21 protein-coding genes are annotated in these 21,828 nt (G+C 64.5%); 14 read left to right on the forward strand and 7 right to left on the reverse strand.

Annotation, left to right across the window (positions count from 1 at the left end):
* The 7 genes from VK804_RS21925 to VK804_RS21955 all read left to right on the forward strand — a co-directional run.
* The coding region (locus VK804_RS21925; protein WP_325374126.1) for an ABC transporter permease at positions 1-278 on the forward strand (278 nt) is incomplete at its 5' end.
* A 2-nt stretch (positions 279-280) separates the two neighbouring features.
* A complete protein-coding gene (locus VK804_RS21930; RefSeq protein ID WP_325374128.1) occupies positions 281-1,168 on the forward strand; it encodes an ABC transporter permease in 888 nt (295 codons plus the stop codon).
* A gap of 4 nt (positions 1,169-1,172) precedes the next feature.
* Positions 1,173-2,237, forward strand: coding sequence for an oligopeptide/dipeptide ABC transporter ATP-binding protein (locus VK804_RS21935; protein ID WP_325374130.1), 1,065 nt, complete (start codon positions 1,173-1,175; stop codon positions 2,235-2,237).
* Positions 2,234-2,431 (forward strand): hypothetical protein, encoded by a 198-nt coding sequence (locus VK804_RS21940; protein WP_325374132.1) that lies wholly within the window; start codon positions 2,234-2,236, stop codon positions 2,429-2,431. The genes VK804_RS21935 and VK804_RS21940 overlap by 4 nt, the downstream gene beginning before the upstream one ends.
* Positions 2,428-3,849: an amidase gene (locus VK804_RS21945; protein ID WP_325374134.1), complete on the forward strand. Its 1,422-nt coding sequence runs from the start codon at positions 2,428-2,430 to the stop codon at positions 3,847-3,849. Before VK804_RS21940 ends, VK804_RS21945 begins: the two co-directional genes overlap by 4 nt.
* Positions 3,846-4,829 (forward strand): ABC transporter ATP-binding protein, encoded by a 984-nt coding sequence (locus VK804_RS21950; RefSeq protein WP_325374136.1) that lies wholly within the window; start codon positions 3,846-3,848, stop codon positions 4,827-4,829. The genes VK804_RS21945 and VK804_RS21950 overlap by 4 nt, the downstream gene beginning before the upstream one ends.
* Positions 4,830-4,949: 120 nt before the next feature.
* Positions 4,950-5,219, forward strand: a complete 270-nt coding sequence (locus VK804_RS21955) for a GlsB/YeaQ/YmgE family stress response membrane protein (RefSeq protein ID WP_325374138.1) — start codon at positions 4,950-4,952, stop codon at positions 5,217-5,219.
* A gap of 201 nt (positions 5,220-5,420) precedes the next feature.
* On the opposite strand, the gene VK804_RS21960 is transcribed toward VK804_RS21955, so the two are convergent.
* Positions 5,421-5,837, reverse strand: coding sequence for a DUF1236 domain-containing protein (locus VK804_RS21960; protein ID WP_325374140.1), 417 nt, complete (start codon positions 5,835-5,837; stop codon positions 5,421-5,423).
* Between the two features lie 225 nt (positions 5,838-6,062).
* Between VK804_RS21960 and VK804_RS21965 the strand changes: the two genes are divergently transcribed.
* From VK804_RS21965 to VK804_RS21975, 3 genes are all read left to right on the forward strand, one after another.
* Complete coding sequence (locus VK804_RS21965; protein WP_325374142.1) at positions 6,063-7,808, forward strand: type I secretion system permease/ATPase; 1,746 nt, start codon at positions 6,063-6,065, stop codon at positions 7,806-7,808.
* Positions 7,805-9,115 (forward strand): HlyD family type I secretion periplasmic adaptor subunit, encoded by a 1,311-nt coding sequence (locus VK804_RS21970; protein ID WP_325374144.1) that lies wholly within the window; start codon positions 7,805-7,807, stop codon positions 9,113-9,115. Before VK804_RS21965 ends, VK804_RS21970 begins: the two co-directional genes overlap by 4 nt.
* 189 nt (positions 9,116-9,304) lie before the next feature.
* Complete coding sequence (locus tag VK804_RS21975) at positions 9,305-10,792, forward strand: MmgE/PrpD family protein (RefSeq protein ID WP_325374145.1); 1,488 nt, start codon at positions 9,305-9,307, stop codon at positions 10,790-10,792.
* 268 nt (positions 10,793-11,060) lie between these two features.
* On the opposite strand, the gene VK804_RS21980 is transcribed toward VK804_RS21975, so the two are convergent.
* Positions 11,061-11,537 (reverse strand): CinA family protein, encoded by a 477-nt coding sequence (locus tag VK804_RS21980; RefSeq protein ID WP_325374147.1) that lies wholly within the window; start codon positions 11,535-11,537, stop codon positions 11,061-11,063.
* 6 nt (positions 11,538-11,543) lie between these two features.
* The gene (locus VK804_RS21985) at positions 11,544-12,515 is read right to left on the reverse strand and encodes an MBL fold metallo-hydrolase (RefSeq protein WP_325374148.1); all 972 of its coding nucleotides are present in this window, start codon (positions 12,513-12,515) and stop codon (positions 11,544-11,546) included.
* 153 nt (positions 12,516-12,668) lie between these two features.
* On the opposite strand from VK804_RS21985, the gene VK804_RS21990 reads away from it, so the two are divergent.
* The 4 genes from VK804_RS21990 to VK804_RS22005 all read left to right on the forward strand — a co-directional run bounded on the left by VK804_RS21990 (position 12,669) and on the right by VK804_RS22005 (position 16,446).
* On the forward strand, positions 12,669-13,742 hold the full coding sequence (locus VK804_RS21990; RefSeq protein WP_325374150.1) for an amidohydrolase family protein: 1,074 nt from the start codon (positions 12,669-12,671) through the stop codon (positions 13,740-13,742).
* Positions 13,743-13,806: 64 nt separating this feature from the next.
* On the forward strand, positions 13,807-14,916 hold the full coding sequence (locus VK804_RS21995; protein ID WP_325374152.1) for an amidohydrolase family protein: 1,110 nt from the start codon (positions 13,807-13,809) through the stop codon (positions 14,914-14,916).
* 6 nt (positions 14,917-14,922) lie between these two features.
* Positions 14,923-15,336 carry a Rieske (2Fe-2S) protein gene (locus VK804_RS22000; RefSeq protein WP_325374154.1) on the forward strand — a complete coding sequence of 138 codons (414 nt, stop codon included), beginning with the start codon at positions 14,923-14,925 and terminating at the stop codon, positions 15,334-15,336.
* A gap of 393 nt (positions 15,337-15,729) precedes the next feature.
* Positions 15,730-16,446 (forward strand): SGNH/GDSL hydrolase family protein, encoded by a 717-nt coding sequence (locus VK804_RS22005; protein WP_325374156.1) that lies wholly within the window; start codon positions 15,730-15,732, stop codon positions 16,444-16,446.
* A gap of 111 nt (positions 16,447-16,557) precedes the next feature.
* Here VK804_RS22005 and tcuB read toward each other — a convergent pair whose 3' ends face one another.
* The 4 genes from tcuB to VK804_RS22025 all read right to left on the reverse strand — a co-directional run bounded on the left by tcuB (position 16,558) and on the right by VK804_RS22025 (position 21,727).
* On the reverse strand, positions 16,558-17,673 hold the full coding sequence (tcuB, locus tag VK804_RS22010; RefSeq protein WP_325374158.1) for a tricarballylate utilization 4Fe-4S protein TcuB: 1,116 nt from the start codon (positions 17,671-17,673) through the stop codon (positions 16,558-16,560).
* A 30-nt stretch (positions 17,674-17,703) separates the two neighbouring features.
* Positions 17,704-18,747, reverse strand: a complete 1,044-nt coding sequence (locus VK804_RS22015; RefSeq protein WP_325374160.1) for an esterase — start codon at positions 18,745-18,747, stop codon at positions 17,704-17,706.
* Positions 18,748-18,937: 190 nt separating this feature from the next.
* Positions 18,938-20,335: an FAD-dependent tricarballylate dehydrogenase TcuA gene (tcuA, locus tag VK804_RS22020; RefSeq protein ID WP_325374162.1), complete on the reverse strand. Its 1,398-nt coding sequence runs from the start codon at positions 20,333-20,335 to the stop codon at positions 18,938-18,940.
* A gap of 75 nt (positions 20,336-20,410) precedes the next feature.
* Positions 20,411-21,727 (reverse strand): MFS transporter, encoded by a 1,317-nt coding sequence (locus VK804_RS22025; protein ID WP_325374164.1) that lies wholly within the window; start codon positions 21,725-21,727, stop codon positions 20,411-20,413.
* Between the last annotated feature and the right edge of the window lie 101 nt (positions 21,728-21,828).

Below are 21,828 nucleotides of genomic sequence, written 5' to 3' on the forward strand. Positions count from 1 at the left end.
GCGAGAGGGGCGTCTTCCTCCATGTCATCAAGAATGCCGCACCGACCGCGATGGCGGTGATGGGGCTTCAGCTCGGATACATGCTCGGCGGTTCGATCCTGATCGAGACGGTTTTCTCCTGGCCGGGCTCGGGACTATTGCTCAACTCCGCGATCTTCCAGCGCGATCTGCCGCTGCTGCAGGGCACCATCCTGGTGCTGGCGATGTTCTTCGTCATTCTCAATCTGCTGGTCGATATCGCGCAGGCGGCGATTGATCCACGGATCAAGCGGAGCTAGCGATGAGCGCGATAGCCGATGCGGTCCTGCAAGTGGCCCCCGCGACCAAGCCGCGGGGATACTGGGCAACCGTGGCAAGGCGTATCGTCCGCGACAAGATCAGCATGGTGTGCGCGCTTGTCCTGATCGCGATCTTCCTTTCCGCGATCTGTGCACCATGGCTCGGACTTGCCGATCCCTATCAGGGCTCGATGATCCGCCGGCTGCGCCACATCGGTACCGTGGGCTATCCGCTCGGTACCGACGAGCTTGGCCGCGACATGCTGGCCCGCCTGATCTATGGCGGGCGCCTGTCGCTGATCATTGGCATTCTTCCTGTCATCCTTGCCTTCGTGATCGGCACGTCACTCGGCCTCATCGCCGGTTACGTCGGCGGCAAGGTCAACACCGCGATCATGCGCACGATCGACGTGTTTTACGCTTTCCCCTCGGTGCTGCTCGCGATCGCGATCTCGGGCGCGCTTGGCGCCGGCATCGTCAACTCCATCGTGTCGCTGACCATCGTCTTCGTCCCGCAGATCACCCGCGTTTCCGAGAGCGTCACCACCAGCGTGCGCAACATGGATTTCGTCGAGGCGGCGCGCGCCTCGGGCGCCGGCGCCTCCACCATCATGCGCGTGCACATGCTCGGCAACGTGCTGGGGCCGATTTTCGTCTACGCCACCGGCCTGATTTCGGTGTCGATGATTTTGGCGGCCGGACTTTCATTCCTCGGCCTTGGCACCAAGCCGCCGGAGCCGGAATGGGGCTTGATGCTCAACACGTTGCGCACCGCGATCTACATCAACCCCTGGGTCGCGGCGCTGCCCGGCGCGATGATCTTTGCGGTGTCGATCTGCTTCAACCTCCTGAGCGACGGTATGCGCAGCGCCATGGACATCCGGAACTGACGCCATGATCGAGACAGCCGCACGCGTCGAATTGCTGGAGCCGATCGAGGACCGCGGCGGCGCTGCGCAGCCGCTGCTGCAGGTCACAGGGCTGACGAAACATTTCCCGGTGCGCGGCGATCTCTTCTCCAGGCGCAAGACGGTACGCGCGGTCGACGACGTTTCCTTCACCATTGCCAAGGGCGAGACGCTCGGGATCGTCGGCGAATCCGGCTGCGGCAAGTCGACCACCGCGCGGCTGTTGATGCACCTGATGAAGCGCGATGCCGGCGACATCATCTACGACGGCATGTCAGTCGGGCGAGCGCTGTCACTTAGGGAACTTCGCCGCGCCATGCAGATGGTGTTCCAGGACAGCTACGCTTCCCTCAATCCGCGCCTGACGATCGAGGAATCGATCGCGTTCGGCCCGAAGGTCCACGGCATGGCGGATGTTGCGGCCCGGGCGCTGGCGCGCGAACTGCTCGGCAAGGTCGGCTTGCGGCCGGAGACCTTCGCCAACCGATACCCGCATGAGATTTCCGGCGGCCAGCGCCAGCGCGTCAATATTGCCCGCGCGCTGGCGCTGTCGCCGCGGCTGGTGATATTAGATGAAGCGGTCTCCGCGCTCGACAAGTCGGTCGAGGCGCAGGTGCTCAATCTGCTCGGCGATCTCAAGCGTGAGTTCGGGCTGACCTACCTGTTCATCAGCCACGACCTCAACGTGGTGCGCTATATTTCCGACCGCGTGCTGGTGATGTATCTCGGCGAGGTAGTCGAACTCGGGCCGGTCGACCGGGTCTGGGACGCGCCGGCGCATCCCTATACAAAAGCGCTGCTGGCGGCGATGCCGTCGTCCGATCCCGACAACCGGACCGAGACGCCGCCGATCTCGGGCGATCCGCCCAATCCGATCGATCCGCCCAGGGCTTGCCGGTTTCACACCCGTTGTCCGTTCGCGGAGCCGCTCTGCGCAAATGTAACGCCAAAACTGACCGCACTCGATAGAATGGGCCATCAGGCGGCGTGCCATATGGCCATTCCCGGCTCAGGCCACAGCCGCGCGCCAAAGGGAGCGGATGCCGCATGACGAAACCGACACCGAAGGAAATCAAGGCCATCGCCGACGTCGCGGGCGTGCCCGTCAGCGCCGAAATCGCCGCGCGCATCGCCAATTCGATCGGGCCCGCGTTCGAAGGATTCGCCGCGGTCGCCGGCACGCTGCCGTTCGACCTCGAGCCGGCGACGTTCCTTCTCGTGCAAGCCCCGCAGGCCGCCAAATGAATATTCATCAAACAGCTACCGAACCGGCACTGCTGACGCTGACCGAGGTCGCGAAGGCGATCGCGCAAAAGCGCGTTTCGTCACGCGAGGTCACGCAATCCTGTCTCGACCGCATCAAGGCGTGGCAGCCCCGGCTCAACGCCTTCATGGCGATCGAGGCGGAGGAAGCGCTGGCCGCCGCCGATGCCGCCGATGCGGCACTGGCAAAGGGCAAGATCGGCGGCGCGCTGCACGGCGTGCCGCTGGCGCACAAGGACATGTATTACGACAAAGGCCGGATCGTCACCTGCGGCTCGAAAATCCGCCGCGATTTCGTCGCCACCACGACATCGACGGCGCTGCAGCGCCTGAAGGACGCCGGGACGGTCCGGCTCGGTTCGCTGCAGATGGCCGAATTCGCCTATGGGCCGACCGGCCACAACGCGCATTACGGGGCGGTGCATAATCCTTTCGCCATCGATCACATCACCGGCGGATCGTCGTCCGGCTCGGGTTCGGCGGTCGCCGCGCGGCTGACCTTTGCGGCGCTGGGCTCCGACACCGGCGGTTCGATCCGGATGCCCGCGCATTTCTGCGGCGTCACCGGATTGAAGGTGACCTGGGGCCGGATCAGCCGCGCCGGTGCGATGCCGCTGTCGCAATCGCTCGACACCGTCGGCCCGCTGGCGCGCACGGCGGAGGATTGCGCGCTGCTGCTCGGCCTGATGGCCGGCGCCGATCCGGAGGATCCGACCGCGAGCGCGGCACCGGTGCCGGACTACGCAGCCGCGATACGCGAGCCGATAAAAGGCCTTCGCATCGGCGTGCCCACCGCCTTCTATGTCGACGATCTCGATGCGGAAGTGGCAAAAATTCTCGACGAGACGATCGCGGTGTTGAAGCGCGAGGGCGCCGATATCGTCCCGGTCGAACTGCCGGACCAGCGCCAGCTCACCGCGGCCTGCCAGCTGGTTCTCGCCACCGAGGCCGCGGCGTTCCACAAGCGCTGGCTGATCGAGCGCCCCGGCGATTACGGCGCGCAGGTCCTGATGCGCCTGCAGAATGGACTGGCGATCCCGGGCGTTCTCTATCTCGAAGCGATGCGCTGGCGCGGCCCGGCGCTGGCGGCGCACAACGCGGCCGTCGCGGGCGTCGATGCCGTGCTCGCGCCGGTGGCGCCGGTCGCAGCTCCGACGATTGCCGAGAGCGACGTCGGCAACAGCCCGGATGCGGAAGCCGTCATCCAGCGGCTGACGCGCTTCACCCGCCCGATCAACTATCTCGGCCTGCCGTCGCTGTCGATCCCGTCGGGATTTACCGGCAAGGGTCTTCCGGTCGGCATGCAGCTGGTCGGCCGCTGCTTCGACGAGGCCATGCTGCTGCGGATCGGCGCCGCGTTCCAGCGCGTCACCGATTTCCACGACAGGGTGCCGAATTGACCAGCCTCGTCGAGGTCAACAACCTCAACATCCGCTTCACCGGCGATCGAACCGTCTATGCGGTGAACGATCTCTCGTTTTCGCTTCGAGAGGGCGAAGTACTCGGCCTGCTCGGCGAGTCCGGCTCGGGCAAGAGCGTCACCTTGCGCGCCTTGATGCGGCTATTGCCGAAGAAGCGGACGCAGATTTCGGGCAGCATCGAGGTCCTCGGCCGCGACGTGCTCGCGCTCGACGAGGAGGAATTGTCGGCGTTCCGCGGCCAGACCGTCTCGATGATTTTCCAGGAGCCGGCGCTCGCGCTCGATCCGGTCTACCCCATCGGCGCCCAGATCGCCGAAACCGTGATGCGCCACGAAGGCAAGAGCCACACCGATGCGATGGCGCGGGCGCTGGAGATGCTGGAAGTGGTGCGAATTCCTTCCGCCAGGCGGCGACTGGACGCGTACCCGCACGAAATGTCCGGCGGCATGCGGCAGCGTGCGATGATCGCGCTGGCGCTTTCCTGCAAGCCGAAAATCCTGCTTGCGGACGAGCCCACCACGGCGCTCGATGCCACCGTGCAGATCCAGATCCTGCTGTTGCTGCGCGAGCTGCAGCGCGAGTTCGGCATGTCGGTGATTTTCGTCACCCACGATATCGGCGTCGCCATCGAAATCTGCGACCGGGTCGCGGTGATGTATGCCGGTGAGATCGTCGAGCAGGGTCGGCTTGGCCAGATCGTGCGTGCGCCTGTTCATCCCTACGCGCGGGGGTTGCTGGCTTCCACCGTGCATGGCGCCAAACGCGGCCAGCGGCTGGAGACCATTCCGGGAACGCCGCCCTCGCTCGATCGCGCGCCGTCAAGCTGTTCGTTCGCGCCGCGCTGCGGCTTTGCGCAAGCGCGCTGCGTCGAGCGGCTGCCGCCCAACGTGCAGATCGGCTCCGACCGCATTGCGAGATGCATCCTGGCGGAATGCATTGGGACTGTTGCCGCGACGTGACAGCGGCCTGACCCTCGCGACCCCCGGCGGAATTGGAATGGTCACATCCGTCGATTATGGATAGGGTCGAAGGCGGCGCGGAACTGCGCCAGCGTGAAAAACCCCGGGGGAGTTGTTGTTATGAATATGTCCAATGAAGGCCTTCTCGTTATTCTATTCGTCGGCCTGGTGGCGGGCTGGCTGGCCGGCAAGATCGTGCGCGGCGCGGGCTTCGGCATCATCGGCGATATTCTGATCGGCATCGCCGGCGCCTTCATCGCCAGCTGGCTGTTTCCCAAGCTCGGCATCGCCATCGGCAGCGGCCTGGTGCGGGAGATCATCTATTCCGCGATCGGCGCGATCGTGCTGCTGCTGATCGTACGGCTGGTGCGAACCGGCGGCCGGTTCTAGCACGGGACTGGTGCGCTCGCTCGCCCCGCTCTTCGCGGGGAGAGGGGCTCTCTCCGCGAGTCCGATGTCAAATCTGATAATATGCTTCGCCCCTCACCCGGCGCGAGCCTGTCTGCGGGCGCGCATTCGCGCGACCCCTTGGCGCCAACCTCTCCCCGCGCTGAGCGGGGAAAGGTTGAGAGAAGCGTCCACTATGATCGCTTACTCGATCACCTCAACGATCCGATGCGTGCGCGGGTCGACCAGGACCGTGCGGTCGTTCACGACCGTGTAGCGATAATCCCGCACGCCATATTCCGGCGGCACGTCATAATAGGTTACGCCCGAATCCGGCAGCACGGCGCCGACCCGGACGTCCTCGCGATAGGCGTAGGACGGGACGTGCCGTTCGACCACGTAGCTACGGAAGCGCGGCCGCTGGTCGATGCCAAGGACGCCGTTGACGCCCCCGACCACGCCGCCAACGACACCGCCGACCACGGCGCCGACAGGGCCGGCGGCCCTTTCGCCCTCTCGCGAGCCCCGCTCGATGCCGCCGGGAACTCCCTGGGCATGCGTGACGGCGGGCAGCGCCATGGCGGCGGCAATAACGGCAATTCCGATAACACGGCGCATCATATGATCTCTCCCGATGGGTTGGTCCAAGGAGAAAGAACAAGCTCCGACAACCGATTAGGTTCCGGTTGTGGCGCCGCGCGCTCGCCCGCGACCTTCGCCGGAGCCATTTAGGTTAACCTGTCTTAATGGACGATGCCGGCAAGAAACGCTAAGATAAGGCATTGCGTGCCCAGATGAATCGGTGAATCAAGGGGGCACGCACCCCTCGTGAAGAGATCAGCATAGATGGCAGCCGTCTCCGGTGTCCGGCGTTCCGAACTCGGTGATGCGCTGCGCGCTTGCCGCAACGCGTTCCTCGGCGTCGGCGGCATGAGTTGCATGATCAACCTGCTGTACCTGACCGGTTCGCTGTTCATGCTGGAGGTCTACGACCGGGTGCTTCCCAGCCGCAGCGTGCCGACGCTAGTCGGCCTCGCCATCCTGGCCGGCGGATTGTACGCCGCGCAGGGCGTGCTCGACCTGATCCGGGGGCGGATCCTCGGCCGCATCGGAACCGCGCTCGACGAAACCCTCAACGCGCGGGTATTCGACACCATCGTGCGGCTGCCGCTGCTGGTCGGCTCGCGCAATGAGGGCCTGCAGCCGCTGCGCGACCTCGACAATGTGCGCTCCTTCCTCTCCGGCATGGGGCCGGGCGCGTTCTTCGACCTGCCATGGCTGCCGTTCTATCTGGCGATCTGCTTCGCCTTCCATGTCATGATCGGCCTGACCGCGCTGGTCGGCGCCATCATCCTGGTCACGCTCACCGTTATCACCGAATATCTGTCGCGGGCGCCGGCGCGCGAGGCGATGGGGCTCGCCGCGCGGCGCAACGATCTCGCCGCCACCAGCCGGCGCAACGCCGAGGTGCTGGTGGCGATGGGAATGACCGGGCGACTGACCCGGCGCTGGAGCGAAGCCAACGAGAAATATCTCGCCGGCAACCAGCGCGCCAGCGACGTCTCCGGCGGGCTGGGCGCCATCGCCAAGGTGCTGCGCATGACTCTGCAGTCGGCGGTGCTCGCGGTCGGCGCCTATCTCGTGATTCACCAGGAGGCCACCGCGGGCATCATCATCGCCGGTTCGATCCTGAGCGCGCGGGCGCTGGCGCCGGTCGATCTGGCGATCGCGCATTGGCGAGGTTTTGTTGCCGCGCGGCAGAGCTGGCACCGCCTCAACCGGCTGCTCGAATCGCTGCCGGCGCGCAGCGCGCAGACGCTGCTGCAGAACCCGTCGAGCCAGTTGTCGGTCGAGGCCGTCACCATCGTGCCGCCGGGCGACCAGAAGATCATCGTCCAGGACGTCACCTTTGCGCTGTCCGCCGGCAATGGGCTCGGCATCATCGGTCCGAGCGGATCGGGCAAGTCGTCGCTGGTGCGGGCGCTGGTCGGCGTCTGGATGCCGGCGCGCGGCAAGGTCCGGCTCGACGGCGCGGCGCTCGATCAATGGGCGCCCGACGTGCTCGGACGCCATGTCGGCTATCTGCCGCAGGATGTCGAACTGTTCGCAGGCTCCGTGGCCCAGAACATCTGCCGCTTCGATCCCGAGGCCAAGGCCGATCCCATCATCGCGGCGGCGAAAGAGGCCGGCGTCCACGAGATGATCATCAAGATGCGCGACGGCTATGACACCCAGATCGGCGAGCAGGGCACGTCGCTGTCGGCCGGCCAGGCGCAGCGCGTGGCGCTGGCGCGGGCGGTCTACGGCAATCCGTTCCTGATCGTGCTCGACGAGCCGAACTCCAATCTGGATACCGAAGGCGACGAGGCGCTGACGCGCGCGGTTCGCGGCGCGCGCGAGCGTGGCGCCATCGTCGTGGTGGTGGCGCACCGGCCGATCGGGATCGAGGGGGTCGATCTGCTGCTGGTGCTGAAGGACGGCCGCGTGCAGGCGTTCGGGCCGAAGGAGACCGTGCTCGGCCAGGTGCTGCAGCGGGTTGCGCCGCCTTCGCCGATCAAGATCGTCTCCGAAGGCGGAGTAGCCAAATCATGAGCGACAACGACTTGCAGGGATCGCAGCGATCGATCCGGACCCATCTGATCGTGGGGCTCGCGATCGTCGTCTTGCTGGCCGGCGGCCTTGGCGGCTGGGCCTCGACCATGGAGATCTCGGGCGCGTTGATCGCGCCGGGATCGATCGTGGTCGAATCCAACGTCAAGAAGGTGCAGCACCCGACCGGCGGCGTGGTCGGCGAAGTGCTCGCGCATGACGGCGACACCGTGAAAGCCGGCGACGTGGTGGTGCGGCTCGACGACACCGTCACCAAGGCCAACCTTGCGATCGTCACCAAGAATCTCGACGCATCGTATGCGCGGGCGGCGCGGCTGCAGGCCGAACAGCAGGGCATCGACAAGATCATATTCCCCAAGGAGCTGCTAAATCGCGCCGACGATCCCGACGTCAAGGGCCTGATGGCGAGCGAGACCAAATTGTTCGACGTGCGCGTCAACGGCAGGGTCGGGCAGAAGGCCCAGCTGCACGAGCGCATCACCCAGCTGAACGAGGAAATCGCCGGCCTCGAGGCGCAGGAAAAGGCCAAGGACCAGGAAATCGCGCTGGTGGAAAAGGAACTGGTCGGGGTCCGCCAGCTCTACGACCAGCATCTGGTGCAGCTGACGCGCCTGACCACGCTGGAGCGCGACGCCGCGAGGCTCAACGGCGAGCGGGCGCAGTTCGTCGCCTCGCGGGCGCAGGCCAAGGGCAAGATCACCGAGACCGAACTGCAGATCATCCAGGTCGACAAGGACATGGTCAGCGACGTGTCCAAGGACCTGCGCGAGACCAACGACAAGATCGGCGAGTACGTCGAACGCAAGATCACCGCGGAAGACCAGTTGCGCCGCACCGACATTCGCGCCCCGCAGGACGGCATGGTCGAGCAGTCGACCGTGCATACCGTCGGCGGCGTGATCACCGCCGGCGACGCCATCATGATGATCGTGCCGCAGACCGACGACCTGCAGGTCGAGGCCAAGGTCAATCCGCAGGATATCGACAAGCTGCAGATCGGCCAGAAGGCGCTGCTGCGGCTGTCGGCGTTCAACCAGCGCACCACGCCGGAATTGAACGGCGTCGTCAGCCGCGTGTCGCCCGACGTCACCACCGAGCAGCGCACCGGGACATCCTATTACACCATCCGCGTCTCGATGCCGCCGGAGGAAGTCGCCCGCCTCGGCGAGGTCAAGCTGATCCCGGGCATGCCGGTCGAAGCCTTTGTGCAGACCGGCGACCGCACCATGCTGTCCTATCTGATCAAACCGCTGCACGACCAGATGATGCGCGCCTTCCGCGAGAAGTGAGCAATGTCGTCCCTGCGAACGCGGGGACTCATAACCACAGGCGTGAATGGTTGTGCGAAAGCCTTCAAACAGCGTCTCTCTCAACAAGCGCCACGGCGTAGGGGTCCCTGCTTTCGCAGGGACGACGAAGTCGTGCCATTGGCTCCATCCAGGCTACGTCAACGACTGTTCGACACTGAGGAAACGCCAATGAAGCTGCCCCGAAGAGCCGTTCTGCAGCTGGCGGCAGGCGCTGTCGCGGTCCCGGTGGCTTCAAGGCTTGCGGGTGCGCAAAACCTTCCCGCCCGGCCGGCCTCGGAGCAGCCGGTCCATCCGCTCGCGGAACGGCTCGCCGCCTATGCCGATGGCCTGCGCTATGACGATATCGACGAGGCGACCGTCGAGCGGGTCAAGACGCATGTCATCGACACCATCGGATGCGGCATCGGCGCCTTCGCCGAGAAGCCGGTCGGCATCTGCCGCGAGGTGGCGCTCGCGGCCGGCGGCAATGCCACCATCATCGGCACCGACAGGCGCACCACGCCCGACCTTGCATCCTTCGCCAATGGCGCCGCCTTCCGCTACTTCGATTTCAACGACACCTATACGGGACGGTTTTCCGTGCATCCCAGCGACCACATCGCGCCATGCCTCGCGGTGGCGGAAGCCGAGCGCGCCAGCGCGCGGGATCTGATCACCGCGATCGTGCTCGCCTATGAGGTGAACTGCCGGCTGGTCGATGCCCTCGACATCGCCACCCGCGGCTGGGACCCGCCGGTGATGAGCCTTCCGGCCGTGGCGCTGGCCGCGGGCAAGCTGATGAAGCTCGATCCGCAAAAGCTGACGCAGGCGGTCAACCTCGCCATCAACGATCATATCCCGATGGCGCAAACGAGGGTGCAGACGCTGTCGGACTGGAAGGGATTCGCGGATGCCGAAGCCGCGCGCAATGCGGTGTTCGCGGCCCTGCTGGCGCGGGGCGGCCTGACCGGGCCGGCGCCGATCTTCGAGGGACAGTCCGGCTTCTTCAAGCAGGTGTCCGGACCCGGCAGCGTCGATGTCGACAGCTTCGGCCGGCGCGGCGTGCCGTTCCGGATCCTCAAATGCGCCATAAAACCCTATCCCGCCGTGATCTATACCCAGACCGCGATCGTGGCTGCCATCGAAGTGGCGAAGGAAGTGGGGTCGCTCGACCGCATCGCGGCGATCGAGATCGCTACCACGAGCCGCGGCCTGCAACGCACCGGCGGCGAGCCCGAAAAATGGGCGCCCAAAACGCGCGAGACCGCCGATCACAGCCTGCCCTACATCACGGCGCGCGCGATGTTCGACGGCGATATCACCAACGAAAGTTTTGCTCCGCCGATGTTCGGCGATCCAAAGATCCTCGCCTTCATGCAGAAGATCACGGTCCACGAGGACCCCGTTCTCACGGCCAGGATCGGCGCCGCCGTTCCCACTCGCGTGACCGCGATCCTCGCCGACGGCCGGCGCATCTCGCGCGAGGAGGACTACGCGCCGGGTTTTGCCGAACGGCCCATGACGCGAGCCGAAGTGGAACGCAAATTCCGCGGCAATGTCGGCACGCGCTGGCCGGCGGAACGGACCGACGAAATTCTCAAGGCGTTGTGGGCGCTGGATCGGACGGAGGATTTGTCCGTCCTGCTCGGCAAGCTTTCGCTGCAGGCGAAGCAGTAAACGCTGTCGGTCTCGCTCTTGCAGCGACCTCTCCTTTCGTCATTGCGAGGAGCGTTTGCGACGAAGCAATCCACACTTGCCTTGCTGCACCATGGATTTGCTTCGCTGCGCTCGCAATGACGACCTCAAGATCTCCGTCGTCCCTGCGAACGCAGGGACCCATAATCCCAGGCGGTAGCGGTAGCGCGAAAGGCGTCCAACAGCGTCTTTCACAATAACCGCCGCGGCGTATGGGCCCCGGCGTTCGCCGGGGCGACGATGGTCACCGCTACAGATTCTTCAACAACAGCTTCAGCGCCGTCGACGCAAACACATGCATGTTCGCGAGTCGGTCGGCGCTGCCGGTCTCCAGCGTCATTACCTCTTCCTGCGGTCCGGTGACCGCCATGCAGCTATGGCCGGCGGCGTCGCCATAGCGGTTGCCGGTCGGACCCGTGGCGCCGGTTTCCGACAGGCCCCAGTCGGTGGCAAAGCGCCGGCGCATCTGGCTCGCGAGCAATTTGGCGTAGGGCTCGGACGCCGAGCGGATGCCCTTCATCGCTTCATCGGAGATGTCCATCAATATGCGCCGCGCGTCGCGGGTGTAGATCACGCCGCCGCCGAGGAAGTAGGCCGACGCGCCGGGCACCGCGAGCAGCGATGCCGAGATCAGCCCGCCGGTCGAGGATTCCGCCACCGCAATCGTCTGCCGCCGCTCGACCAGGCGAGCGGCGACCTGTTCGGCGATCGCAACCAGTTCTTTCATCGCGTCTCAACTCCTGTGCAAAAGCTTTTTAAGGGATGGCCGCTCGGTGTCCGGCTTGTCGGCGAGCGAATGATAGACCACGCGAATGAAATTTCTGCTCGCGAGTCCGCTCATCGCCCATTTGGCATCGAGGTCGGCGAACGGCTTTGCGGCGATGACGTCGTCCTCGCTCTTGCCGTCCTTGACGAGCTTTTCCATGCGGTCGCGCGCGGTGACCAGCATGGTGCGGTATTCCATCAGCGCGGCCTTGTCGGCGATCGATCCGTGGCCCGGCACGATCCGGCTCTTGTCGTTGGTCATTTTCAAGTAGGTGTCGGCCGCGGCGATCATGCCCTTGATGTTGCCGCCGTTGGCGAAGTCGATGTTGGGATAGCGGCCGTTGGTAAAGGTGTCGCCGGTCGACAGCACGTTGGAGGTCTTGAACCAGACATAGGTGTCGCCGTCGGTATGGGCGTTGGCGATATGCTTGAGGTAGGCGACGCGGCCCGGCAGCCGGATCTTGAGGCTGCCGGTGTAGGTTTTCGAGGGCAGCGCGGCCTCCGGTGCGGGCGGTGTCTTGACGCCGGTCAGGCCGTTGGTGGTTCCGGCTGCAAGCCGCTTCTTGACGTTGTCATGGGCGACGATGATGACGCCGTCCTTGGCAAACGGTTCGTTGCCGCCGGTGTGGTCGCCGTGGAAATGGGTGTTGATGAGATATTTGATCGGCTGGTTCGAGACGGTGGCAATCGCGGCCCTGATCTTGTCATGCAGCGGCGCGAACTCGCCGTCGACCATGATGATGCCGTCCTTGGCCACCGCCACGGTGATGTTGCCGCCCTGGCCCTCCAGCATATAGACGTGGTCGCCGAGGTCGGTGGTCTTGATTTGGACCCCGGAGAAGTCCGGCGGCGGCGGAGGAGCGGCCGGCGGGGTTTGCGCCCATGCCGGCCCGGCCACCGTCATCACGGTTGCAACGACGGCTATTCTCACCCTGTTCACGGCAGTTCCCTCGCGGCGATTTCCGATGTCCTAGCACAGGATTGCATGGGTGCCGAATAGGTAGTGGCGGGCCCCGCCGATGGACGGCGAGGCCGGCGCGCCCTATGTTAGGACCACGCGCAACGTCGCGGAGAACGAGGAAATCTTGAGCTCATGACGTCGACGATTCCCGGCGGCGTGGATTGCGATCTGCATCCCGCCCTGCCTCATCTGACCAGCCTGCTGCCCTATCTAAACGATTACTGGCGCGACCAGGTCACCACGCGCGGCATGACCGACCTTGTCTCGCAGTCTTACCCTGCCAATTCGCCGATATCATCGCGGCCGGACTGGCGGCCGGCCCAGGGCAAGCCGGGCTCGAACCTGGCGGATATGCAGGCGCAGGCGCTCGACCCGTTCGGCACCGCGTTCGGCATCTGCAATCCGCTCTACGGCGTGCAGATGGTGTTTTCCGAGGACATGGCGGATGCGTTCTGCCGGGCGCTGAACGACTGGCTGGTGAAGGAATGGCTCGACAGGGATGCGCGGCTGCGCGGCTCGATCGTGATCCCGGTGCAGAGTATCGAAAAGTCCGTCGCCGAGATCGAGCGCTGTGCCAAAGACCCGCGTTTCGTCCAGGTGCTGATGCTGGTGATGGGAGACAATCCCCTCGGCAAGCGCGCCTACTGGCCGATCTACGCCGCCGCCGAGCGGCTGGGTCTCGCCGTCGGCATCCACGCCGGCAGCGCCTATCACAATCCGCCGACATCAGTGGGCTGGGGCTCCTACCACATCGAGGATTACGTCGCCCAGGCGCAGGCGTTCCAGACCCAGTTGACCAGCCTGATCGTCGAGGGCGTGTTCGCACGGCATCCTCGCCTGAAGATGGTGATGCTGGAAAGCGGTTTTACTTGGCTGCCGCCGTTCCTGTGGCGGCTGCACAAGTTCTGGCGTGGCATCCGCATGGAAACGCCGTGGGTCGATCGCGCGCCGCTGGAGATTGTGCGCAGCAATATCCGCTTTTCGCTGCAGCCGGTCGACGCGCCGCCGGACGCAGCGACATTAAATCGCCTGTTCGACCATATGCAGTCCGACGAATTGCTCCTATTCTCGACCGATTATCCGCATTGGCAGTTCGATGGCGATTTGGCGTTGCCCGAAGGGCTCTCCCCCGACCTCGTACGCAAGGTCATGATCGATAACCCCTATGCGACCTACGGCCGCTTGAAGCAGCCGGCGAGGGCATGATCTCGAAAAGTGGAGTCCGGTTTTCGGAAAAGATCATGCCCCAACGAAATAAGGAGATGACGCCATGAACATCCAGATTCGCGAACGCCCGGAGCCTGCTGCGTCCGTCAAGGCCAAGACTGCGATCGCCGATGGCGATATCCATCCCGCGCGCGCGACCCGGACCGAACTGTATCCCTATCTGGCAAAGCGCTGGCACGCCCATCTCGAGACCTACGGCAAGCATCCCTATCAGGGCATGATGGAAGGCCCGCCCTATCCCAAGGCGCAGCCGAACGCCTCGCGCCGCGACGCCTATCCGCCGGAAGGCGGCCCGCAGGGCTCGTCGCTGTCGTTCATGCAGAAGCAGCATCTCGATCCCAACAATGTCGCGCTCGGCGTGCTCAATCCGCTCAACACCGGGCAGGGCATCCGCAACCATGATCTGGCCGCTGCGATCTGCTCGGCGATCAACGACTGGCAGATCGATAAATGGACCAGCCAGGATTCCCGCCTGAAAGGCTCGGTGGTGGTCGGCAATGAGGACGGTCCGACGGCAGCCGCGGAAATCCGCAAGCGCGCCGGCGACAAGAATTTTGTGCAGGTGCTGCTGCTCAGCCGCAATGTCGAGCCGCTCGGCCAGCGCCGGTATTGGCCGATCTATGAGGCCGCCGAAGAGGTAGGGCTCCCGGTCGGCGTCCATGCCTTCGGGTTCGGCGGCAATCCGATTACCGCCTCGGGCTGGCCGAGCTATTACATCGAGGAGATGGTCGGGCACTCGCAATGCCAGCAGACCGCGCTGTCGAGCCTCGTGCTGGAAGGCGTGTTCGAGCGGCACCCGAGACTGAAGATGATCATGATCGAGGCCGGCTTCGGCTGGGCGCCGTCGCTGGCATGGCGGCTCGACAAGACCTTTGAGCGGCTGCACAGCGAGGTGCCGTATCTCAAGCGCAAGCCGTCGGAGTATATCCACGACCACATCTGGTGGACCACGCAGCCGATGGAAGACCCGGAAAAGCGCGATCATCTGTTCCAGCTGATCGACTGGATCGGCTGGGACAAATTATTGTTCGCCACCGACTATCCGCATTGGGATTACGACGACCCGTCGCGGGTGCTGCCGCCCGGCGTCAGCGACGCCAACCGCGACGCGTTCTATCTCGGCAACGCGATGAAGCTGTACGGGTTGGCGTAGCAAAAGATGGTTCGTCACGTCATCGCCCCGGTGAACGAGTTGCCGCCGGGCAGCCGCAAATTCCTCACCATCGACGAGCGCCCGATCGCGGTGTTCAACGTCAAAGGCGAATTTTTTGGGCTGTTGAACCGCTGCCCGCATCAGGGCGCGGCGCTGTGCGAGGGCCCGCTGATCGGGCTTGCGCAATCCTCCGATCCCGGCGAGATCGAATACACCAAGCTCGGCGAGATCATCCGCTGCCCCTGGCACGGCTGGGAATTCGACATCCGCACCGGCCAGTCCTACTGCGACCCCAAGCGTTTTCGCGCGCGGGCCTATCCGGTCAACGTCGAACCGGGCTCGGCCGTGGTGAAGGGGCCGTATGTGGCGGAGACCTTGGCGGTGTCGGTGGAGAGCGATTACGTGGTGGTGGATCTCTGATCGTCATTCCGCGGCGATGCGAAGCATCGAACCCGGAATCTCGAGATTCCGGGTCTGGTCCTTCGGACCATCCCGGAATGACAGCCGTGGACTTCCGTCATTGCGAGCGAAGCGAAGCAATCCATCTCTCAGCAAGCGTAGCCCGGATGAGCGAAGCGATATCCGGGACTCCTGCTTGCTCTGTGTCCCTCATGTCGCTTGCGCTCATGCGGGCTACGGCAATCCGCGCGAGCATGTGTGTCTCCCCGCGATCAAGACCGACGACCAGGGGACGGTAACAGCAGTTGTTTGACAATCGAACCAGAAAAACGACCTTGTCACTAGCCGATCTCGCCGGCGCACGCTATTGTCGTTCCACCCTAAGTTGTCGCGGCTGCAACAGACAGGTGACCCATGGATGGCGATCCCTCAAAGATCCCGGTTGAACCGATCCCCTTCGCGTACGGCCTGAGCCGATTTGCGCAAGCGCTCACCAAGGGCGAGGCCAAAATAGTTGCGATAGGCTCGTCGACGACGGCGGGTGAAGGCAACATCTCGGCCTATCCGGGGCGGCTGCTGTCGTTCCTGCAGAGCGCGTATTCGGGCGTCAACATCACCATGGTCAACAAGGGGATCGGCGGCCAGGAAGCGCCGGCCGAGTATCAGCGGTTCGATACGGATGTCGTCGCCGAGAACCCGGATCTGGTGATCTGGCAAGTTGGAACGAACGCGGTCTGGCAAGACCCGCACCAGAATCCGCCGCCACCCTCCTTCAACCAGACCACCGGCGCCATCCGCGATGGACTCGTCAAGCTGCGCGACAAGACGCAGGCCGACGTCATTCTGATGGACCTGCAATATTTGCCGGCCGTGCTGACGCCGGCCAAGAAGGACAAGGCGATCGCGATGGTCGAGTCGATCAGCGAACTGGCGCGGGACGCCGGCGTCAATGTGTTCCGCCGCTTCGCCTTCATGAAGGGCTTGCATCAGGTCGAGGGGGTCTCATTCGACCGGATGGTCGACCCGACGGATGACAGCAGGCTGCACGACAGCGACTGGGTCACCCAGCGCGTGGCATGGGCGGTGCAACTCGCCATCGTCGGCGGTGTCAACAAGGCACGGACATCGTAAGCGGTTGAGAGCCGGGTAGGTGAAGGCGCTCTTGCGCCTGTCTCGAAGGACGGTCGTGCAAGTCGCCCTTCGAGACGCGGCCGAGTGGCCGCTCCTCAGGGTGAGGGCATCTCACTGCGGCGTGCCATGCCCCACCATCCGCCGCTCCCGCGCATAGCGCACCAGCGCCGCGAAACGATAGAGCCCGTGCACGAACTTGCCATAGGGCATGGTGATGAACAGCGAGAACACCACGCCGAGATGCAGTGCCAGCAGCGGTCCCATCGCCGAGGTGTCGCGCAGCAACAGCAGCACCATGCCGGTGAGCGACGTCAAGAACAGCATGGCGATGAACGCGACATCCATGCCGGTGCTCGCCTCGTCGACCAGCACCGGATCGCGCCTGGATTTCTCGAACCACAGTCCCGCTGGCCCGATCAGAAGCCCGATGCCGCCCAGCGTGCCCAGCACGACCGGCAGATCCCACCAGGCATAGGGCGCCTCGCGCGCCAGCAGATAGTGATAGAGCGTGGCGACACAGGTCGCGGCGAAGCAAAGGACAAATCCGTAGAACGTCAGGTGATGATAGATCTTGCGCCGGTCGGTCGGCCGCTCGTCCTCGTTGACGCAGCCGACCCCGCCGCCGTCGAGATAGCGCAGCTGGCTGGCGTCCTTGATCGCCTGCCACAGCGAGGGCGGATCGGCCAGCGTGCCCATGGGCTCGCCGATATCGCGCCAGAACGCGCGGACGCCCATCACGAGCGCCACCATTGCATAGAGGAACGCAGCGCCGAACAGCACCGCCATCGCGGTATGCGGCATCAGGGCGTAGAATGCGCCGGGGCCGGTGTGGATGCCTGTGAGCACCTGGTGGTCATTGAACGCGGCGAAGCCGAAGATGAAAGCGGCGACGCTGAGCGCCGCGATGATGGCAATCGCGAGCCCGTTATTGGCGAACAGGCCGGAGGCCGCCCGCGGCCAGGCATAGGCGGCCCAGGAATCGGCGCGCGCGATGGCCAGCGTCTTCGGCACATTGACGTTGTACTCGTGCGGCGGCGAGAACTGGCAGTCGGTGTAGCAGGCGCCGCAGGCGTGGCAGAGATTGGCGAAATAATTGAGGTCACCGTCGGAAAACGCGCGGCGCATTTCCATCGCCGGAAATACCGCGCACAGCCCCTCGCAGTAGCGGCAGGAATTGCAGACCGTCATTAGCCGGTCGGCCTCCTCCAAAGTGCTGGTTCCGTGCATGTCGCGCCACTTCCGTTCTCGAGAAACCGCTCAGGGCTTTTTGGTCAGCCCCTTGCTTTCCAGCCAATTCTGGATTAGCGCGGCAATCTCGGTGTTGTTCTTGTCCATCATCATCATGTGCGAATTGCCTGTAATCCCGACCTTGGGCAGGTCGACGATATCGGCGCTGCCGCCGGCCGCCCTGATGCTGTCGGCGAAGGCGATGCCGGTAGCGCGGATTTTTGGCCAGCGCGAATCGCGATCGATGTAGTCGCCATAGATGAACAGCGTCGGGATGTTCTTCAGCACGTCGGCGCGGGAGGGATCGCCGACGCCGGCCGGCTCGACCGCGATCAGCGCCTTGACCTTGTCGGGCCGCGCCTGGGCGACCTTGAAGCCGAAGGTGCCGGCCTGGCTGTGGAACAGCAGGATGCAGGGACCGACGCGATCGATCTCGGCGATGTAGGCGGCGATGATGGCGTCATCGGTGGTGGTCCAGCGCGGCACGTTCTGCTTGACGAAGTTGTCGTAACCTTCGGCCGGAAACAGGCTGCCCGGCATCAATTTCCGCTTCGCCGGATCGGGATCGTAGGAGCCGGGCCCCGCGCCGATGCGAAAGCGCTCGAACGGGTTGCTGGTGGTGAGAAACACCGGCTCGCCCTTGAAGATATCGGGATATTGCGCCCAGCCGGCGCGGCCGCGCTCGACGGCGTCGGAATTGTAGACGCTCCAGCCTTTCCGCAGGAAATAGTTCAACCAGCCTTCGCGTCCGTCCGGCGTGGTCTCCCAGGTGACGCCGGTCAACCCGCCGCCATGCCACAGCAGCAACGGATAAGCGCCGGTTTCATTGGCGGGCAGAAAATACTGCACGTACATCTGTTCGACCTGATAGGTGCCGTTCGGATCGACCTTGGCCGGCACGCCGCCCGGCGTGAAGGTGATCTCCTTCACCGGCTTGCCCGAAATCTCGACCAGCCGGCCGCCGACATGGAACGAGCCCATGTCGCGGAGCGCAATCGGCTCGGCCGCGTTGGCCGCCACCGATGTAGCCATCATCAACATGGTCGCAAGGATTGCATGGGAAGTACGTGGCATGATCCCTCGCTTCGATAATCTTCTCCCTCTCCCCGCCCTTCGCGGGGTCGAGACGAGCGAAGCTCGCTCTTGGAGGGCTGGGGTGAGGGGCTCTCTCAGCGAGTGCGACTCGTTGAGAATCCCCCTCACCCGGATTGCTTCGCAATCCGACCCCTCCCCGCAAGCGGGGCGAGGTGATTCGAATTCCATTCTAGTTCCGCGCATTTTGCGCCGCTTCCCGTCCCGCGATCCGTCCGAACACGCTGCCGATGGTCATGCCGACGCCGGCCGCGTAACCCTTGCCGAGCACGTTGCCCGCCATGATCTCGCCGGCGGCGAACATGTTGGCGGAAGGCTTGCCGTCCTTCATCAGTATCCGCGCCTGCTTGTTCACGCGAGTGCCGAGATAGGTGAAGGTGATGCCGGGCCGCACCGGATAGGCGTAATAAGGCGGCGCCTCGATCCGGCGCGCCCAATGCGTCTTCGGCGGCATCACGCCCTCGGTGCGGCAATCGTCGAGGATGGTGTGGTCGAAGGTGCCGGGCCTGACAGCAGCGTTGAACTCGGCGACGGTCTTCTCCAGCGCAGCCGGATCGAGCTCGAATTTGGAGGCCAGTTCAGCGATGCTGTCGGCCTTGATCGGCGGAAACAGCGTCGGCATGAAGCTGGTGAGCACGCTGGAATCGAAGATGATATAGGCGATCTGGTCCGGCTGCGCCGCGACCAGGCGGCCCCAGATCGCGTAGCGCTTCGGCCAGATGTCTTCGCCCTCGTCGTAGAAGCGCATCGCGTGCTTGTTGACGACGATGCCGAACACGACGGAGTCATGGCGGGTGATGATGCCGCCGTCGAATTTTGGCGCCCGCGCGTCGATCGCGACCGCATGGCACTGGGTGGGATCGCCGATCTCCTGCACGCCCTTTTCAAGCAGGATTTTCAGAATCGAACCGCGATTATACGGCGTTCCGCGAATGAGAAAGTTGTCGGCGGCCTCGCCCCAATACTGCTTCAGCCATTCGATATTGGCCTCGAAACCGCCGGCGGCCGCGACCATTGCCGCGGCGCTGACTTTGGCGCGGCCGTCGCCCTGCTTCAGCACGGCGGAGAGAAACATGCCGTGCTCGATTTCCAGATCGAGCACTTCGGCGTCGTAGAGGATGTCGATGCCAAGCTGCTCGGCGGTGAGATAGAGCGCGTTCAGCATGGCACGGCCGCCGCCGAGGAAGAACGAATTGGTCCGCCCAAGACTGAGCGTGCCGCCGAGCGAGGGCTGCCAGCGCACGCCCTGCTCGACGATCCAGCCCAATATGTCCTTGGATTCGGCGATCATGTGGCGCGCCAGTTCCTCGTCGGTCTGGCCGCCCGTGATGCGCAACAAATCGTCCCAGAATTCGGCTTCCGGATAGGGCCCGGTCAGGATGTCGGTCGCAGCATCATGGGCGCAGCGCATGTTGCGGGTATGGCGGCTGTTGCCGCCCCGGTAGAATTTCGGCGCGCCCTCCAGCACCAGCACGGAAGCCCCCAGCCGCCGCGCGCTGATCGCCGCGCACAGCGCGGCGTTGCCGCCGCCGATCACCAGCACATCGTATTTGCGGCTAAGGTCGACCATGCCGTCTTGTTATCGTTGTTTGCATGGAAATCAAAGCCGCGAGCCATGCGATTGCGTGGCCCGCGGCTTCGGGAATCACCCCAACTGGGCTGCGACCGCCTGTTCGCGCGCTTCGACCGCGCCGCTGCGGTAGATCACGATGGCGGCGATGAAGCCGCTAGCCGCGGCGCACATCAGCCAATAGGCGGGAGACGCCTTGTCGCCGGTCAGTGCCGTCAGCTTCAATGCCGCAAACGGCGTGAAGGTGCCGAACAGCGCCGCCGCCAGCGCGAACGCCAGCGAGAAACAGGTGGTGCGGACATGCGCCGGCACGATCTCGACCAGCGCGCCCAGCATCGTGCCGCTGTAGACGCCGAAATACAGCGAGAACATCATTCCGACCGCCAGCATCTTGCCGAACGTCGGGGCGGCGGTGAGCCACATCAGCACGGGATAGGCGGTCACGAAAGAGAGGCCCGCAATGACCAGCAACACCGGCCTCCGGCCGATGCGGTCGGACAATGCGCCGCCGACCGGATTCCAGATGAAATTGGTGACCGCAACCATCAGGGTGACCAGCAGGCTGTCCTGGGCGGAGAGGTGCAACTCCTTGCCGAAGGATGGGGTAAAGACGGTCACGAAGTAGAAGGTCACGGTGGTCATGGCCGCCAGCATCATGCCGAGCAGGATGATCTTCCAGTTGACGGCCGCCGAACTGAAGACCTCCGACGTCGTCGGATGCTTCTTCATGGACAGGAACGCCGGCGTTTCTTCCAGCGTCCGCCGCAGCACGAAAATGACGGGAATGATGAGACAGCCGATGAAGAACGGAATGCGCCAGCCCCATTCCTCGATGGTTGCGGTGGGCATGCTCTGGTTCAGGATGTAGCCGATGGTGGCCGCGACGAAGATGGCGACCTGCTGGCTGGAGGATTGAAACGAGGTGTAGAAACCGCGGTTGCCGGGGGTGGCGATCTCGGACAGATAGACCGACACGCCGCCGAGCTCGACGCCGGCGGAAAAACCCTGCAGCAGACGGCCGATCAGCACGATGACCGGGGCGGCAACGCCGATGGTGGCATAGGTCGGACAGAATGCGATGATGATCGTGCCCATCGCCATGATGGCCAGCGTCACGATCAGGCCGAGGCGGCGGCCGATCCGGTCGATATAGGCGCCGAGCACGACGGCGCCGATCGGACGCATCAGGGCGCCCAGCCAGAATACGCCGAAGGTATTGAGCAAGGCGGCGGCCTCGTCATGCGAGGGAAAGAACGCCTTTGCGATCAGGGGCGCATAGAAACCGAACAGGAAGAAGTCGAACTGCTCGAGGAAATTGCCGCTGGTAGCGCGCAGGATGGCGCCGAGGCGCGACTTGATCTGAGGCGGCTGTGATGTGGATGTCTGCGACATGGCGAGTCTCTCCCCGTTTCGAAGTAGCTAGTGCGGAAAGGCTTTTCGCCAGCCGACAGTTACTCTCTTTGGCTTGGCAATCTGCCATGTCTGCAACGCCC

The organism is Bradyrhizobium sp. (assembly GCF_035484855.1).
Classification (GTDB): domain Bacteria; phylum Pseudomonadota; class Alphaproteobacteria; order Rhizobiales; family Xanthobacteraceae; genus Bradyrhizobium.

What these genes read in the sequence shown, in the direction of transcription:
- VK804_RS21930 (WP_325374128.1), top strand. Translation starts at nt 281, where the DNA reads ATGAGCGCGATAGCCGATGCGGTCCTGCAAGTGGCCCCCGCGACCAAG.
- VK804_RS21935 (WP_325374130.1), top strand. Translation starts at nt 1,173, where the DNA reads ATGATCGAGACAGCCGCACGCGTCGAATTGCTGGAGCCGATCGAGGAC.
- VK804_RS21940 (WP_325374132.1), top strand. Translation starts at nt 2,234, where the DNA reads ATGACGAAACCGACACCGAAGGAAATCAAGGCCATCGCCGACGTCGCG.
- VK804_RS21945 (WP_325374134.1), top strand. Translation starts at nt 2,428, where the DNA reads ATGAATATTCATCAAACAGCTACCGAACCGGCACTGCTGACGCTGACC.
- VK804_RS21955 (WP_325374138.1), top strand. Translation starts at nt 4,950, where the DNA reads ATGAATATGTCCAATGAAGGCCTTCTCGTTATTCTATTCGTCGGCCTG.
- VK804_RS21960 (WP_325374140.1), bottom strand. Translation starts at nt 5,837, where the DNA reads ATGATGCGCCGTGTTATCGGAATTGCCGTTATTGCCGCCGCCATGGCG.
- VK804_RS21965 (WP_325374142.1), top strand. Translation starts at nt 6,063, where the DNA reads ATGGCAGCCGTCTCCGGTGTCCGGCGTTCCGAACTCGGTGATGCGCTG.
- VK804_RS21970 (WP_325374144.1), top strand. Translation starts at nt 7,805, where the DNA reads ATGAGCGACAACGACTTGCAGGGATCGCAGCGATCGATCCGGACCCAT.
- VK804_RS21975 (WP_325374145.1), top strand. Translation starts at nt 9,305, where the DNA reads ATGAAGCTGCCCCGAAGAGCCGTTCTGCAGCTGGCGGCAGGCGCTGTC.
- VK804_RS21980 (WP_325374147.1), bottom strand. Translation starts at nt 11,537, where the DNA reads ATGAAAGAACTGGTTGCGATCGCCGAACAGGTCGCCGCTCGCCTGGTC.
- VK804_RS21990 (WP_325374150.1), top strand. Translation starts at nt 12,669, where the DNA reads ATGACGTCGACGATTCCCGGCGGCGTGGATTGCGATCTGCATCCCGCC.
- VK804_RS21995 (WP_325374152.1), top strand. Translation starts at nt 13,807, where the DNA reads ATGAACATCCAGATTCGCGAACGCCCGGAGCCTGCTGCGTCCGTCAAG.
- VK804_RS22000 (WP_325374154.1), top strand. Translation starts at nt 14,923, where the DNA reads ATGGTTCGTCACGTCATCGCCCCGGTGAACGAGTTGCCGCCGGGCAGC.
- VK804_RS22005 (WP_325374156.1), top strand. Translation starts at nt 15,730, where the DNA reads ATGGATGGCGATCCCTCAAAGATCCCGGTTGAACCGATCCCCTTCGCG.
- tcuB (WP_325374158.1), bottom strand. Translation starts at nt 17,673, where the DNA reads ATGCACGGAACCAGCACTTTGGAGGAGGCCGACCGGCTAATGACGGTC.
- VK804_RS22015 (WP_325374160.1), bottom strand. Translation starts at nt 18,747, where the DNA reads ATGCCACGTACTTCCCATGCAATCCTTGCGACCATGTTGATGATGGCT.
- tcuA (WP_325374162.1), bottom strand. Translation starts at nt 20,335, where the DNA reads ATGGTCGACCTTAGCCGCAAATACGATGTGCTGGTGATCGGCGGCGGC.
- VK804_RS22025 (WP_325374164.1), bottom strand. Translation starts at nt 21,727, where the DNA reads ATGTCGCAGACATCCACATCACAGCCGCCTCAGATCAAGTCGCGCCTC.